This is a genomic window from Paenibacillus sp. FSL R7-0128 (assembly GCF_038002245.1).
GTDB lineage: Bacteria > Bacillota > Bacilli > Paenibacillales > Paenibacillaceae > Paenibacillus_AQ > Paenibacillus_AQ silagei.
Genome location: NZ_JBBOCD010000001.1, coordinates 4379718 through 4394879 on the forward strand (window position 1 = coordinate 4379718; position 15162 = coordinate 4394879).

Consider the following 15162-nt stretch of genomic DNA (forward strand, 5'->3'; position numbering starts at 1 on the left):
ATCTATGGTGGGGGATATCCCACTAACGATTGGAAGAGGTAACTCCATGAATCTGATGAAACTGCAAATTATTGAACTGATCGACCAGCTGCACCATATGACCAGCGTAGCCGAGGTACTCGGGATCAAGCAGCCGACCGTAACCTTTCATATGAAGTCGCTTGAAGAAGAGCTCGGGGTCCGGCTGTTCGAGGCCCGCAGCGGCAAAACCTTTCTCACCGAGGCAGGACAAGCCCTCCTGCATTATTCCGTGAAGATTAATGCGCTTGCCCGTGAGGCCCGCCGGGTAGCCGGAGAATTCGACACCCTCTACCGGGGAACGCTGCTGATTGGGGCCAGTTATGTACCTGCAACCTATTTGCTGCCATCCATATTACATGCGTTCTCCCAGGAGTTCCCCGGCATCCGCATGGCTCTGTCTGTGAAGCCCTCCCCGGTCATCCGGGAGATGCTGATCCGCCACGAAATCGACTTAGGTGTGATCTCCTCCGAGCCTTTCACGGAGCCTGCCCTGCAGGCGGAATCGCTGATTACAGATGACCTCGTTCTGATCTGTTCTCCTAAGCATCCGCTCGCCCGCAAGACTCAGCTTAATATGGAGGAGATCAGTAAGACTCCCTTTGCGCTGCATGGAAGCGAATCCAGTACCCGCCGCCTGACGGAGCGCTGGTTCGGACAGCAAGGGCTGCAGCTGCGCAATACGATTGAGGTCGATTCACTGGAGGCCATCAAGCAGCTCGTGCAGCTGGGCGGCCACATCTCCGTGATGTCCCGGATGGCGGTACAGTGGGAGCAGCAGCAAGGTCTAATTCAAGTGCTGCCTATTCAAGGGGAGATGTCACCGCGTTATATCTATGCCGTGCATAACAAGGACCGGCATCCTTCAGTGCAGATGGAGAGCTTCCGGAGCAGCCTGCTGGCCACCAAAAACTGTTAGCCGTCATTGAGTAAGTCTATGCAGGATTAACGCAATTCCCCTTTCACTTTAACTGCTCCCATATACTCAACCCGTAAAGTGGGTCATGTACCCAAACCTGATCATAGGAGTGATGATGCTTGAGAAAATGGAAAAAGCTTACCCTGTCCTTCATGCTGAGTATTGTGGCAGTAGGGGGTGGAATGGCCGGACAGGGCATCCTGCTGCCGGAGCGCGTCTCAGCCGCAGCTAACGCCGTTCCAGCCTATGAGGTGAAGTTTCTGGCAGACCCTGATCTTGTACTGGACAGCAGCGGATCACCGCGCAGTGAGGTCGTGGATACATTCGACCTGAATTCTACTCCACAGGCAATTCGAGTCGGGTATTTCGATACCGACACGCTTGAGCTGAACAGCAAGGGGTGGGATATACGGCTGCGCAAAAAAGAGAACAAATCCGATTATGAATTGACCTACAAGAAACGTTATCCTGTCGTGAACGGAAATATCCAGGCAGCGCTCACCTTGGCGAATCAGGAGGGCTTCGACGCCTCAGATGATAACTATGAAGCAGAGGTGGATTGGGGGTATGGCAAGCAGACCCTTAGCTTCTCTAATACCAAGAAGGTCAGCACCAAAGCTGCCGGAGCCGTACTCCCTTCTGAGGAAGAAGCCTTGAAGCTGCTGCTGGACAAGCTGCCGGGCAAATTGAAGAACTGGTCTGCATCGAACTGGGGGAAGCAGAAGCTGGCAGCCTCCCGGGCGCATGGCCCGTTGACCTTCGAGCGGTATACAGGCACCTGGAACAATCAGGAGATCACTCTTGAGGTATGGCCAGTGCGTGATGAGGCGGGAAGCGGCATCCAGAATATCGTGGAAATTTCGTTCAAAACCACCGATAGCACCAGTGTAACCGGGTTACGTGCCGGGCTGATGAGCCTGCTGAACGCCGAGGGCTGGCTTCTTCCTGCTGATGGCCTCAAGACCCAGCTGATTCTGGAAAGGTATTAAAGTAATCATCAATATTAGCTTATAACTCAAAAAGAGCACTGCCGCACCCTTCATGAGGGCGATACGGCAGTGCTCTTCTACTGATATGAATTTGTTACGAGACGGCTCCCCTCTGCTCCGTACGTTACTTTCACAGCGCAACAGTCTTCGCCTTGGCATCCTCAAGCAGCATCTGAATCAGCGACTGGAGCGGCAGGGACTTCCACTTCTTCGGATGCAGCAGCAGTTGCAGATCGAAATGAATCTCCGGGTGGGCAAAAGACAGCTCGGACAGGTTCCCCCGCTCGATCTCCTCCTCCGCCACAATCCGCGGCAGCAGCGCTATGCCCAGGCCATTGCGTACACAACGCTTAATCGCCTCCAGATTCGACAGCTCAAAACCAATCCGGAACACGATCCCGTGGTCCCGGAGCAGGTTCTCGAACAGGCTGCGGTAAATGCAGCTCTCCTCGGAGACAATCAGCTCGCAGTTGTTCAGATCCTGGAGGGTCACCTGCTCCAGCCGGGCCAGCGGATGGCTGGCTGGTGCCACAAGGACAAGCGGCTCATCGCGGATAATCGTTCGCGTAAGCGCGCTATCCACCGTGCTGCGGTCCAGCAGAAGACCGATATCAACCTCTCCGTCCCTGATTTTAGAGATCAGATTGGCCTCCTGCTCGGTCTGCAAATGAATATTCAGACCAGGGAACATCGTCCGCAGCTGCTGCAGGAACGGCGGCAAATAGAAGGCGGCGAGCGAATCAATCGTTCCAATCGTAAGCGTTCCGCCGATCTGCTGGGCGATTGTTTCCTTAGAGCGGTCATAGAGATCCAGAATCTCCACGAACAGCTTAAGCAGTTCCTCTCCCGGCGGTGTCAAGCGCAAGGCGCGGCCATGCCGTTCGATAAGCGGCACGCCGTATTCCTTCTCAATCTTCTGTATCTGCGTCGTGACGCTGGACTGTGCATAGCCCAGCTCTTCAGCCGCACGCGTGAAGCTCTGCCGCTTGGCCACTTCGCGGAAGGTCCGCATATACGTTAAATCCATCGTCTCACCCTAACATCAATATTATTGATAACCCACATCATTTATTATAGCTAACAACGATGTAATAATCCATGGTACAGTAGAACAAACGGATTTTACATTTTTGGAGGACGATATTCATGTTAACAGAAGAACAGATTTATGGAATTTATGTTCCCGTGGTCACCCCGTTCCATGCTGCTGGTGAGCTTGATCTGGAATCGTATCAGCGTTATGTGAACAACATCATCAAGAACAATATTCATGGTCTGGTCGTCAATGGAACCACTGGAGAATCGCCGACAGTCAATATACAGGAATTACAGTCGCTCGTGGATACCTCACGGGAACTTCTGAAGTCCAGCTCTATCCCGCTCGTGGTGGGCACAGGTACAAATGATACCTACTCTACCGTGGCCCGTACTGAGCTGGCGGCGAACGCAGGTGCCGATGCCGCACTGGTGGTTGTCCCTTATTACAGCCGTCCGTCCCAGGAAGGCATCATCGCTCATTTCCGCAAGGCGGCAGAGGTGGGTCTGCCCATTATGGCTTACGATATCCCGGGCCGCACTGGAGTCGGCATGACGCTGGACACCGCCCGTACGATCCTGGAGATGAACAATGTCGTAGGGTTAAAAGACTGCTCCGGCTCCCCCCTGCTCGTCTCCGAGCTGTCCAAGAGCGGCGGCAAGCCCGTGCTCTGCGGCGACGATCTGCATTTCTTCGACATGCTGGGCTATGGGGCCGCCGGAGGCATGCTGGCCTCAGCCAATGTACATACAGGCCGCTTCCTCAGCATCTACGAGCAGTACAGAGCCGGTCAGATTGAGGCTGCACAGGCTGCGTATGATCAGCTAGTGCCGCTGATGAAGCTGCTGTTCAAGGAGTCCAACCCGGCCCCGATCAAATGGCTGCTCAGCGAACTCGGAGAGCTCTCCTCAGACACGCTCCGCTTGCCAATGACTTCCATTAGCACCGCGCTGCGCGAGGAGCTGGGCGCCTACCTTGCAGCGGAAGCTGTCAGCGGCAGACAAGAAGCGATATAACCGTTAAGAGGCCATGGAGCAGACAAACACCCGCCATTTTCAGTGAGATACTGAGAATGGCGGGTGTTTGTGTTAGATAAGGTCAAGCATTACTGCACGTTACAAAATCGAATTACGAGCGGCCCGCTTTAGCCGCTGGACGGCTGGACGGACGTCCGCTCTGACCGCCAGGTCTGCTGCCCGAAGGGTTTGAACGGCCGTATGAGCCGCTGGGCGATTTCTGGCTCTGGCTGCCGCCTGGACGCCCGTTGGCATTAGCTTGGCCCCCCGAAGCACCTCTCGCTCCACCGCCAGCATAACTGCTGCCCGATGCGCTTCTAGCTCCACTGCCTGCATGACCGCTTCCAGAAGCGCCTTTAGCGCCACCTGTGTTGCCGCCGCTCTGCTGTTTGCCTTGCGCGAACCATTCCGACTTCGGCTTGCGGGGCGGATTCGTCTTGGCTTTCTGCGACGGTTTGACCGGCGCTTTGCCGGGACGGTCTGCCAGCAATGCCAGATTGCTCTTAGACATCGGATACGCATGCTCCTTGATCTCCGGAATCGTCTTGCCAATCAGCTTCTGGATATCCTTCAGATACGGAATTTCCTCCGCTTCGCACAGCGAGATGGCGATGCCGCTCATCCCCGCACGGCCGGTCCGGCCAATACGGTGAACATAGGTTTCCGGAATATTCGGCAGGTTGAAGTTGATGACATGGGACAACTCATCAATATCAATTCCGCGCGCAGCGATGTCTGTAGCTACCAGTACGCGTGTCGCTCCGCTTTTGAAATTTCTCAGCGCATTCTGGCGCTCATTCTGTGATTTGTTCCCATGAATAGCCTGTGCTGTAATATTAATGCGGGTTAAATCCCGGGTTACCCGGTCCGCGCCGCGTTTGGTGCGTGTGAATACCAGCGCCGATACAATCGACGGGTCCTGCAGCAGACGGTTCAGCTGATTCTGCTTATTTCCGTTCTCCAGCAGATAGATCGACTGCTCAATTCTGTCTACCGTGGAGGATACCGGAGTAATCTCGATTTTCACCGGATTGACAAGCAGTGTTTTCACCAGCTGCGAAATCTCCGCAGGCATAGTCGCTGAGAAGAACAACGTCTGCTTCTTAAGCGGCATCTTGGCGATAATCCGCTTCACATCATGAATGAAGCCCATGTCCAGCATGCGGTCCGCTTCATCCAGCACGAGAATCTGCACATACTGCAGATCCACACGCTTTTGGCTGATCAGGTCGATTAGACGGCCCGGTGTAGCAATCAGAATATCGGCACCAATTGCCAGCGCCCGCTCCTGGGCCTTCTGTGATACGCCACCGACAATGGCTGTCGAACGGATCGTTGTGAACTTGCTGTAGGCCTGAATATTCTCCTGAATTTGCAGCGCCAGCTCGCGGGTAGGCGTAAGAATCAGGGAACGGATGCGCTTGCCTCCGCCGGTTCTGCCCGGCTGCTGGCTCAGCAGCTGAATAATCGGCAACGAGAAGGCCGCCGTTTTACCGGTACCTGTCTGTGCACAGCCAAGGATGTCTCTGCCGGCTAATGCCGCAGGAATAGACTCTTCCTGGATCGGGGTCGGGGATGTATAGTTTTCCAGGCTAAGCGCCTTAAGAATCGGGGGGATCAGGTTCAAATCGTTAAATGTCATTTTATCTCCTTCATTGTGCATACATATATTGGTGAATCCTTAATTCAATTACTGTATATTCCTTTTGCGGCGTCTCCACATAGCGCTCAGCAAAGTCATAACACATAATGATAACACAGAAAAGCAAATATGAAAACTTTCATTTCTTTCTTTTCAAAAAAATCGACAACAAAAAAGCAGAGGAAGGATCCCCTGCTCTTGTCTTACCTATTATAAAATACTAGTCTAGGATTTCAGCGGTATCGCCATTATTGGCACCGGCAGCGTTAGCTTCATCGGTATCGATGTGCATGTCCAGCTTGAAGCTGTCGGATACGCGTGCAATCACGTTCTCCAGCACCAGGCCGCGTTCGCCGCCCAGACGTACCTTCAGGAGCTGCTTATCGGCAATGCCCCAAGCTTCTGCTTCGGAAGTGTGGAAGTGAATGTGGCGCGCTGCTACAATAACACCAGTCTCCAGCTCAACTTCACCGGCAGGTCCTTTAATCGTAATTCCTGGTGTTCCTTCAATATTGCCGGATTCACGGACAGGTGCCTTCACGCCGAGGCTGAAGGAGTCTGTGCGGGATACTTCCAGCTGCGAAGCCGGACGGGCAGGTCCGAGGATTCTTACTTTGTCGAACTTCCCTTTCGAACCAATGACAGCCACTTGCTCATTCGCTGCGAATTGTCCGGGTTGGGACAGGGGTTTGAACTCGGTCAATTGATAACCTGGGCCAAACAATGCTTCTACGTGCTCCTGCGTAAGGTGAATATGCCGGGCCGACACACCTACGGGTACAGTCTTGCTCATTTTCAAGTCACTCCTTGTATTTTCTCTAGTATCTGTACAAGCCACTGAACATTATACATCTAATTACCCGAAAATAAAAAGACCCGCATCACAATGCGAGGCTTTTTTCCGGGCATATTACGATTCTGTGAATGCTTCATCCTGGTTTTTCCAATTCATAGTCACTTCCTGGTGAGAAGAGAGGGTAAACCTGCGGAAGAAGGCAGCTGCTCCCTCAAGAACCCCAGCGCATTCTCATACAGCCAGCCCCGTACCTCAGCTTCGGGATAGTATTTCAGCAGCATCTCGGCGAACTCCGCGTATTGCCCCGGATGCTCCAGCCCTTCTACCCACGCTTCAATTCCGTCAAAATCCGAGCCGAACATCAGCTGTCCGCTCCCGCCAAGACCACAGACATGCTCAATATGCCTCCGCATATCCTCCCTCCGGGCTGCTCCTTCATCCCGCACGAACCAGGGGACAAAGGTAAGCCCAATTCGCCCGCCCCTTACAATCAGTGCCTTCAGCTGATCATCACTCAGGTTGCGGGGATGACTGCATACCGCTGCGCAATTCGAATGCGAAGCAATGAACGGACGGGTACTGTGCTCCAGCAGCTCCCAGAAGCCTGCCGGGGCCAAATGCGACACATCCAGCAGCATTCCGCTCCCGTTGCACCAGTCGATCAGCTGCCGGCCATGCTCAGTGAAACCGCCGTTCCGCCGCTCCAGCACACCGTCCGCCGCCCAGTTGGCATAGTTCCAGGTAATCCCCAGGCAACGCACACCCAGCTCGAAGCATAACTGGGCATAGAACAGATTGCCCTCCAGACCGTCCACACCCTCCAGAGAGAGCATTCCATAAGCCGGTGCAGTGAAGCTGCCTTCCTGCGCTTCTTCCTTCCACCTCAGCCACTGCAGCCCTCCAGGACCGGTAACCTTTTGATGGAAGCACTCGATTTGCCCCAGAATATCCTCGAACTTTGCCCTTCCGCGCACCGCAGACAAATAGATGGCAAAAACCTGCAGTCCGACATTTCCCTCTGTCAGCCGCTCTGCGGTCACATCCAGCCGGGGATCATTCTTGAAGTCTATCCCTGGATTCGCCTGCAGCTTACTCAGAGCATCACAATGAAAATCCGCCACCTTCAGCCTCCTGTTTCCCACCATAGGTCAGCTCTCCTTCTTTCTTCACCTGAATATCCAAATGAACCGTTGACAGCCCAGCGTCTATTTCATGTATATGCACCTAACTGAAGCGGCAGTCAGCACAGCAAAAAGCCTGTTTACAATGTAAACAGGCCTAATCTAAATGATTCACTTGAGTTATCTAGGTTCTACAATAAGTTTGATAGCCGTCCGGTCTTCCCCATCAATCACTATATCCGTAAAAGCCGGAATACAGATCAAGTCCACTCCGCTAGGTGCGACAAATCCCCGGGCGATGGCAACGGCCTTCACGGCCTGGTTCAGTGCTCCTGCTCCAATAGCTTGTAGCTCGGCCGATCCACGTTCGCGAAGAACACCTGCTAATGCGCCAGCAACGGAATTTGGATTGGATTTAGCTGATACTTTTAATACATCCATAGTAAGTACCTCCCCTGGGAAAATGATGGTGTTCTTCTTCCACTACAGTAGATGTTATTCGCTTCAGAAGAATTAATTCCTTCTTTTTGCGGACCTCTCCGGAGAAAATAGTTCAAAAGATACTCTTTTTCGATATAATAAATATCACACTTCACCCAAAACAAAATGAGTATTACCGAATTACCTATTTGCAAGTAGAAACGGCATTGCCGTCCTTAGCTCATCACCCATTCATCCTCACGCAGCCGGATCTTCTCCAGTCGTGTCGCTCTGCCTGTAGCTTCATCAAGTTCTGCGAATAGACCATGCAGCTGCCATTTGCCTTCGTCGACTACAAACCGGGAGGGAAGCTGAGTTGTAAATTTATAGATGATCGCATCCTTTTCCATACCCAGAATCCCTTCTCTTGAACCAACCATACCCGCATCTGTAAGATACGCTGTACCTCCTGGCAGGATCACATCATCATTACTCTGCACATGAGTATGTGTGCCGACTACAATCGAAGCCATTCCATCCATAAAATAGCCCATCGCAATTTTCTCGGAGGTTGCTTCCGCATGGAAATCCACCAGAATGCACTTATGCTCTCTGCGCAGTTCCTCCACAATCTCCTCGCCTACCCGGAACGGGTCATCAATCGCCGGAAGAAAGGTACGGCCCTGCAGATTCACAATCGCCAGCTGCTTGCCGTTCCCCTTAACAACGGTATATCCACGGCCCGGTGTCCCCGGCGGAAAGTTAGCCGGACGGATGATCCGCGGCTCGTCGTCGATGAACTCGAAGATATCCTTGTTGTCCCAGGTGTGGTTACCCATCGTAATACCGTGGATACCCCAGTTAAAGAATTCGTTAGCGATAGCAGCGGTGATCCCTCTGCCGGCAGCGGCATTTTCACCATTGGCAATGATGATATGCGGCTGATATTTGCTTTTCAGGGAAGGCAGCATTTCACGCAGCGCTTTTCTGCCTGTATTGCCTACAATGTCTCCGATAAATAAAACTTTAATAATCTTCTCCTCCTAAATTTTGGGTTTGTGTATGCTCTGCCAACCATAAATCGCTGCTTAAGTATAATTTCACCTATTCTGCTTCATTCCAAACTCCACGGCGTGCTGCATGAAAAAAGGCCCCGCAAGGGGGCCGATTTCCTTATTTATTTCGCATATTCTACAGCGCGTGTCTCGCGGATTACCGTAACCTTGATATGACCCGGATAATCCAGCTCACTCTCAATCATCTTCGTAATATCGCGGGCCAGACGGAAGCTTTCGGCATCATCAATCTTCTCAGGCTGTACCATTACGCGAACCTCGCGGCCCGCCTGAATGGCATAGGATTTCTCGACACCCTCGAAGGACTCCGAGATCTCCTCCAGCTTTTCCAGACGTTTGATGTACGTTTCCAGGGTCTCACGGCGTGCACCTGGACGGGCAGCCGACAAAGCATCAGCAGCACCAACCAGCATAGCAATAACCGAGGTAGCCTCGCAATCTCCATGGTGGGACGCGATACTGTTGATAACCACCGGATGTTCCTTGTACTTCTTCGCCAGTTCGACGCCGATTTCAACATGCGAACCTTCCACTTCATGATCAAGCGCTTTGCCGATATCATGCAGCAGTCCGGCACGTTTTGCAAGCACGATGTCTTCCCCAAGCTCACCGGCCATAAGTCCAGTCAAATAAGCAACCTCCATGGAGTGCTTCAGTACGTTTTGACCGTAGCTCGTGCGGAATTTCAGGCGGCCCAGAATTTTGATCAGATCCGGGTGCAGACCATGAACGCCAACCTCGAAGGTAGCTTGTTCACCGTATTCGCGAATCCGTTCATCCACTTCTTTGCGGGATTTCTCCACCATTTCTTCAATACGTGCAGGATGGATACGTCCGTCTGCGACCAGCTTCTCCAGTGCCGTACGGGCCACTTCGCGGCGGATCGGATCAAATCCTGACAGAATAACGGCTTCCGGCGTATCATCAATAATAAGATCAATCCCGGTCAGAGTCTCCAGCGCACGGATATTGCGGCCTTCACGACCGATAATCCGGCCCTTCATCTCTTCATTCGGCAAGGTAACGACAGATACCGTAGTTTCCGCCACATGATCAGCCGCACAGCGTTGAATCGCCAAGGTGATAATCTCACGGGCTTTCTTGTCCGCTTCTTCCTTAGCTTGCTGTTCGATTTCCTTGATCATCTGAGCAGTTTCATGGCGAACTTCCTGTTCTACATTGCTGAGAATGATACTTCTGGCATCATCGATGCTCAGATTGGAGATACGTTCCAGTTCAGTAACCTGATTCTTGTAAATTACATCAATTTGCTGTTGGGTTTCATCAATTCGTTTCTCTTTGTTAGCTACTTGTTCTTCTTTTCGTTCAAGCGATTCCATTTTTTTATCCAGCGATTCTTCCTTTTGCAGCAAACGTCGCTCTTGCCGTTGGATTTCATTCCGACGTTCACGAGTTTCTTTCTCAGCTTCGGTACGGATTCTATGAACTTCGTCCTTAGCCTCAAGTACCGTTTCCTTCTTCAGCGCCTCCGCCTCTTTCTTCGCGTTCTCCACGATGACTACGGCTTCTTTCTCTGCGCTGGAAATCTTAGCTTCTGCAAGGGATTTACGAATAAAATAACCGAATCCAAAGAATGCTGCAGCTACAACGAGAACGACAATGACCCAGATCAATGGATCCATCTGTTCACCTCCTCGTTGATATCCTCCAAGGATCTTCCCTTGGGTATTTGTGCAGTTGTTAAACTATCCGTTCATCACCATACAAAAAACCGGTAATACACCGATTGCCATACTGCACATGCTGCACATGCACATTGCCCGCCTTATCCGGCGATTACATTTCATATGAGTTGTACGCGAACCGGAACATAAGAGTCTGCTTTTTGGGAAGGAAAAAGGATTCTTAGTTTATGCCGATTCATGTTATATTTTATTATTTATAAAAAGACCTTGTCAAGAGAGTCGATAACCGTAATAAAGTCAAGAGAATCAATCCGGGAAGTAAAACTCCTCTTCTTCCCCCCCAGAATCCTGCTCATCCCGCAGAATCCCGATCACCTGGCGCACCATTTCTCCTGAGAATCCCCGGCGCATCAGGAACGCCCCTGTCTTCCGGCGTTTGTCGTTCACATCTCCCCGGATCGTATTCCATTTCTTCCGTCCGGTCTGCAGCGCGCTCTCCTGCTCCTGCTCGGGTGTGATCTCATCCAGCGCTTCCGCAATCAGCGACATATCAATCCCTTTCTCCCGCAGCTCCTGCCGGATCCACATCTTGCCCTTACGCTGATTCACAATCCGCTGCTCCGCCCACTGCTTGGCGTACAAGGGATCATCTAGCAGACGTTCCTCCTGCAGGCGGAGCAGAACTTCGGCAATAACAGTCTCCCCTATTTCCTTCTCCCTTAAACGGCGGGCCATCTCCTGTGCGGTTCTGGGCTTGCGTTCCAGATACCTAAGCCCCTCCACATACGCCCGCTGGCGCTCGTCTGCGGCAACGATATCCTCCAGATCCGCTTTTACAAAAGCACTCCCGGTAATCATCCGGTATTTAATCATGACATCTTCATGAACAGTCATGTTGTAGTCTCCGAAATGGATTAGATAACGATAATTAGACTTCTTAAGCCGCTCTACCTTTGTAATTACCAGCTCTTGATCTGCCGGGAAATCCGCCAGCACCTGCTGCTCATCCTGTTCTTCGAATTCCTCATCCAATTGTATAACCATCCTGCCATTCACCTACTTAAGCTGAAATATTTACGAAAAGGCACCCTGTTATATCTTCACAGGGCGCCTATCCATCTTGACTTCATTATTCAATTAGAAGTAGAGGAGTACTTAATTACTCAATCTCAAGCAGCAGCTTCTCTTCTTCCTCTTGCTCCGCAGCCACAGCCGCTTCAGATGGTGGCTCTACCAGAGTCGTGAGATTACTTGCCTCACGGATCTTGTTCTCGATCAGCAGAGCAATATCCTGATGTTCCTTCAGGAACTGCTTAGAATTCTCCCGTCCTTGACCCAGACGTTCGCCTTCATAGGAATACCAGGCACCGCTCTTGTTGACAATATCCATCTCCGTACCGATATCCACAAGGCTTCCCTCTCTGGAGATTCCTTCGCCGTACATGATATCTACATCCGCTTGCTTGAACGGAGGCGCTACCTTGTTCTTCACAACCTTGATCTTCGTGCGGTTACCCACGACATCGTTACCCATCTTGATACTCTCTACCCGGCGCACATCCAGACGGACAGAGGAGTAGAACTTCAGAGCGCGCCCACCCGGAGTGGTCTCAGGGTTACCGAACATTACGCCGATCTTCTCACGAAGCTGGTTGATGAAGATCGCAATAGTGTTGGATTTGTTAATGGCACCAGACAGCTTCCGCAAGGCCTGGGACATCAGACGGGCCTGCAAGCCTACGTGGGAATCACCCATGTCGCCTTCAATTTCTGCCTTCGGCACAAGTGCTGCTACAGAGTCAACTACAATGATGTCTACTGCTCCGCTGCGTACAAGCGCTTCAGCGATTTCCAGGGCCTGTTCACCCGTATCAGGCTGGGACAGCAGCAGTTCATCAATGTTAACGCCAAGCGCCTTGGCATACTTGGGATCAAGCGCATGCTCAGCATCGATGAAGGCAGCTTGTCCGCCCTGCTTCTGTACTTCAGCGATCGCATGAAGTGCAACCGTCGTCTTACCGGAAGATTCCGGTCCATATACTTCAATAATACGTCCTTTGGGAAGTCCGCCAATACCTAGTGCAATATCAAGTGCCAAAGATCCGCTAGGTACAACTTCCACTTTCATGTGAGTGGATTCTCCCAGTTTCATTACCGAACCTTTACCGAATTGTTTTTCTATTTGACGAAGCGCCATATCAAGCGCTGCACGACGATCTGACAATCAGACCACTTCCTTCACTGTTTATAGTATTATCATAACGTGTTTTGAAGGGCTTGCCAAGTCTTTTTTAGAACATACATTCGTTTTTTTTGCTCCCGGGGATAATACTCCCTTTTATTGTAAGATACATACCTCCTTCCGGATGCAAAACTCAGCAGGTGCTTCTCTTCCGCTTCTTACGTTAATAGGAACAGCCAAAGGATAATTTATTATACCTAATATAAAACAAAAAACCGCAGCATGATCGCTCAAGCCACGGTTCTTCCGTATACATGAATTATATACCGGCCCGTACAGTTATTGCAAGGCCGAGCCTTCCAGCGGAGTAGCAACCTTGCGTTCTTCCAGGCGGCGCCACAACCGGTACAGCAGCGCCTTGACGGTCCGCAGCCGGATGTTCTCACGGGTGCCCTTCAGATTCAGCTCATATACCTCTGTCTTGCAGCCCCGCTCAGCCATTCCTACGAACACAAGACCCACCGGCTTGCGCTCGGAATATCCCGGTCCGGCTACACCGGTAACCGATAAGCCAAAGTCCGTGTCACCGATCATACGCACCTGCTCAGCCAGTACCTCCGCAACCTCGCGGCTCACCGCTCCCGGGGCATCCGGACCTTCAAGCATGGCGGAAGGCACATTCAGCAGTTTCTTCTTAATATCATTGGAATAACACACGATCCCTCCGGCAAACATGGAGGCGCTGCCCGGAATATTCGTAATGCTCTCCATCAGCAGACCGCCTGTACAGCTCTCGGCAGCACTCAGAGTGAGTCCCGCATCCGCCATCCAGTCCACAATCAGCTGCTCCAGCGGCACATCGATGTTAGCATACAGATTCTCCGGAAGAATGTCCGCAATCGTTTTCTCCAGAGCATCGAGCTTGACCATAGCTTCCCGCTCGGACGGCGCCTTGGTGGAGATGCGCACGGTCACTTCGCCTTCCTTCGCATACGGGGCAATCGTTGGATCGCTCTGGCTGCGGATCAGCTCAATCAGCTTGTCCTCCAGCAGCGACTCGCCAATCCCGGCGAACTTCAGCATCTTCGAGTAGAGCGGCATTTCACCAGTAAGTGCATGCTGTTGAAGCCATGGCTTGGCCTTATCCGTGAACATCGGCTTCATCTCCCGGGGCGGGCCGGGCAGCACGATATAATATTTGTCTTCTTCTGCAAAAGCAATCCCTACCGCAAGGCCGGTATCATTGGACAGAGGAGTCGTCCCTTCAATGACAAGCGCCTGCTTGCGGTTATTCTCAGTCATTACAATCTTGCGGTCATCGAAGAAGCGCTGCACATGATCCATGGCCAGCTGGTCGATGTGCAGGATCCGGCCAAGCGCCGCAGCCAGCGCATCCTTGGTCAGATCATCCTCGGTCGGACCAATGCCGCCCGTGAACAATATAACATCCGCCCGGCTCTGAGCAATCCGGATCGCTTCCAGAAGGCGGCTTTTGTTATCTCCCACAACGGTCTGAAAATAAACGTCAATGCCTAATGCAGCCAGCTCGACTGAAAGAAACTGGGCATTGCTGTTCACGATTTGTCCAAGTAAAAGTTCTGTTCCAACGGCAATAATCTCTGCTTTCATAGCTGACGTTCTCCTCCTGATTGTAGGTATCCTGCAAGGTTCAGCCTGTTCCAGCCTCTCAGGCTTTGTTCAAATCCAGCAGATCCTTATTCTTCACGAAATAATCAATGCCAGAGTAAATGGTAATGATGGCTGCCGCCCAGATGGCAATGTCATCCACAGGGATGCTGACGAACTGGAACGGGAAATTGTTAAGCAGCAGCAGGGAAATAGCAACAATCTGAATCACTGTTTTTACCTTTCCCCATTTGCTTGCAGCCACTACCTTCCCTTCCAGCAGTGCCACCTGGCGCAGGCCGGTCACGGCAAACTCGCGGCTGATGATGACAATGGCAATCCAGGAATCGCATCTTCCCAGCTCGACCAGCGAGATCAGCACGGCCGAGACCAGCAGCTTATCCGCAAGCGGATCGAGCAGCTTGCCCAGATTGGTGACCATGTTATATTTTCTGGCTATGTAACCGTCAATTCCATCGGTACTGGCTGCCAGCAGAAAAATAACTGCCGCGACCAAGTGATTAATTGAAAGCTGAAAGGAGCCCCAATGTATCGGTTCCGGATAGAAGCTGAAGTCCACCAGCAGAAAAAACATCATGATTGGGATAAGGCAAATACGTGCTAATGTGATGCGGTTGGGTAAATTCACTGAAGTTTCCTCCCCTAGTCCATACG

The 15162-nt window shown here is 51.8% G+C and carries 14 protein-coding genes; 3 read left to right on the forward strand and 11 right to left on the reverse strand.

The annotated features are described in order from the left end of the window. Nucleotides 1-46: 46 nt before the first annotated feature. Together NST26_RS18135 and NST26_RS18140 are read left to right on the forward strand one after the other, a co-directional pair. Nucleotides 47-937: a LysR family transcriptional regulator gene (locus tag NST26_RS18135; protein ID WP_340952197.1), complete on the forward strand. Its 891-nt coding sequence runs from the start codon at nucleotides 47-49 to the stop codon at nucleotides 935-937. Between the two features lie 119 nt (nucleotides 938-1056). Further along, on the forward strand, nucleotides 1057-1926 hold the full coding sequence (locus NST26_RS18140; protein WP_340952194.1) for a hypothetical protein: 870 nt from the start codon (nucleotides 1057-1059) through the stop codon (nucleotides 1924-1926). 130 nt (nucleotides 1927-2056) lie between these two features. Here the strand turns inward: NST26_RS18140 and NST26_RS18145 are convergent, their stop codons facing one another. Beyond that, nucleotides 2057-2953 carry a LysR family transcriptional regulator gene (locus NST26_RS18145; RefSeq protein ID WP_209879570.1) on the reverse strand — a complete coding sequence of 299 codons (897 nt, stop codon included), beginning with the start codon at nucleotides 2951-2953 and terminating at the stop codon, nucleotides 2057-2059. A 119-nt stretch (nucleotides 2954-3072) separates the two neighbouring features. Here NST26_RS18145 and dapA point away from each other — a divergent pair, with 119 nt between their 5' ends. Beyond that, the gene (gene dapA / locus NST26_RS18150; protein WP_340952192.1) at nucleotides 3073-3978 is read left to right on the forward strand and encodes a 4-hydroxy-tetrahydrodipicolinate synthase; all 906 of its coding nucleotides are present in this window, start codon (nucleotides 3073-3075) and stop codon (nucleotides 3976-3978) included. Nucleotides 3979-4090: 112 nt separating this feature from the next. Here dapA and NST26_RS18155 read toward each other — a convergent pair whose 3' ends face one another. From NST26_RS18155 to pgsA, 10 genes are all read right to left on the reverse strand, one after another. After that, complete coding sequence (locus tag NST26_RS18155; RefSeq protein WP_340952190.1) at nucleotides 4091-5620, reverse strand: DEAD/DEAH box helicase; 1530 nt, start codon at nucleotides 5618-5620, stop codon at nucleotides 4091-4093. A 220-nt stretch (nucleotides 5621-5840) separates the two neighbouring features. Continuing rightward, the gene (gene pduL / locus NST26_RS18160; RefSeq protein ID WP_036692683.1) at nucleotides 5841-6413 is read right to left on the reverse strand and encodes a phosphate propanoyltransferase; all 573 of its coding nucleotides are present in this window, start codon (nucleotides 6411-6413) and stop codon (nucleotides 5841-5843) included. A 161-nt stretch (nucleotides 6414-6574) separates the two neighbouring features. Beyond that, nucleotides 6575-7561, reverse strand: coding sequence for a dipeptidase (locus NST26_RS18165; RefSeq protein ID WP_340952187.1), 987 nt, complete (start codon nucleotides 7559-7561; stop codon nucleotides 6575-6577). Between the two features lie 156 nt (nucleotides 7562-7717). Beyond that, nucleotides 7718-7978 carry a stage V sporulation protein S gene (locus NST26_RS18170; protein ID WP_019910496.1) on the reverse strand — a complete coding sequence of 87 codons (261 nt, stop codon included), beginning with the start codon at nucleotides 7976-7978 and terminating at the stop codon, nucleotides 7718-7720. Nucleotides 7979-8193: 215 nt separating this feature from the next. Further along, complete coding sequence (locus tag NST26_RS18175; protein ID WP_036724768.1) at nucleotides 8194-8988, reverse strand: TIGR00282 family metallophosphoesterase; 795 nt, start codon at nucleotides 8986-8988, stop codon at nucleotides 8194-8196. A 146-nt stretch (nucleotides 8989-9134) separates the two neighbouring features. Next, nucleotides 9135-10676, reverse strand: a complete 1542-nt coding sequence (rny, locus tag NST26_RS18180) for a ribonuclease Y (protein WP_036724766.1) — start codon at nucleotides 10674-10676, stop codon at nucleotides 9135-9137. 309 nt (nucleotides 10677-10985) lie between these two features. After that, nucleotides 10986-11723: a regulatory protein RecX gene (locus NST26_RS18185; protein WP_340952186.1), complete on the reverse strand. Its 738-nt coding sequence runs from the start codon at nucleotides 11721-11723 to the stop codon at nucleotides 10986-10988. A 115-nt stretch (nucleotides 11724-11838) separates the two neighbouring features. After that, nucleotides 11839-12903, reverse strand: coding sequence for a recombinase RecA (gene recA, locus NST26_RS18190; RefSeq protein ID WP_036724761.1), 1065 nt, complete (start codon nucleotides 12901-12903; stop codon nucleotides 11839-11841). Nucleotides 12904-13200: 297 nt separating this feature from the next. Continuing rightward, nucleotides 13201-14490 carry a competence/damage-inducible protein A gene (locus NST26_RS18195; protein WP_340979554.1) on the reverse strand — a complete coding sequence of 430 codons (1290 nt, stop codon included), beginning with the start codon at nucleotides 14488-14490 and terminating at the stop codon, nucleotides 13201-13203. A gap of 58 nt (nucleotides 14491-14548) precedes the next feature. After that, a complete protein-coding gene (pgsA, locus tag NST26_RS18200; RefSeq protein ID WP_036724758.1) occupies nucleotides 14549-15136 on the reverse strand; it encodes a CDP-diacylglycerol--glycerol-3-phosphate 3-phosphatidyltransferase in 588 nt (195 codons plus the stop codon). Between the last annotated feature and the right edge of the window lie 26 nt (nucleotides 15137-15162).

Excerpts from the sequence above, each read along its gene's own strand:
- NST26_RS18135 (WP_340952197.1), top strand. The coding sequence starts at position 47 with ATGAATCTGATGAAACTGCAAATTATTGAACTGATCGACCAGCTGCAC.
- NST26_RS18145 (WP_209879570.1), bottom strand. The coding sequence starts at position 2,953 with ATGGATTTAACGTATATGCGGACCTTCCGCGAAGTGGCCAAGCGGCAG.
- dapA (WP_340952192.1), top strand. The coding sequence starts at position 3,073 with ATGTTAACAGAAGAACAGATTTATGGAATTTATGTTCCCGTGGTCACC.
- NST26_RS18155 (WP_340952190.1), bottom strand. The coding sequence starts at position 5,620 with ATGACATTTAACGATTTGAACCTGATCCCCCCGATTCTTAAGGCGCTT.
- pduL (WP_036692683.1), bottom strand. The coding sequence starts at position 6,413 with ATGAGCAAGACTGTACCCGTAGGTGTGTCGGCCCGGCATATTCACCTT.
- NST26_RS18165 (WP_340952187.1), bottom strand. The coding sequence starts at position 7,561 with ATGGTGGGAAACAGGAGGCTGAAGGTGGCGGATTTTCATTGTGATGCT.
- NST26_RS18170 (WP_019910496.1), bottom strand. The coding sequence starts at position 7,978 with ATGGATGTATTAAAAGTATCAGCTAAATCCAATCCAAATTCCGTTGCT.
- rny (WP_036724766.1), bottom strand. The coding sequence starts at position 10,676 with ATGGATCCATTGATCTGGGTCATTGTCGTTCTCGTTGTAGCTGCAGCA.
- NST26_RS18185 (WP_340952186.1), bottom strand. The coding sequence starts at position 11,723 with ATGGTTATACAATTGGATGAGGAATTCGAAGAACAGGATGAGCAGCAG.
- NST26_RS18195 (WP_340979554.1), bottom strand. The coding sequence starts at position 14,490 with ATGAAAGCAGAGATTATTGCCGTTGGAACAGAACTTTTACTTGGACAA.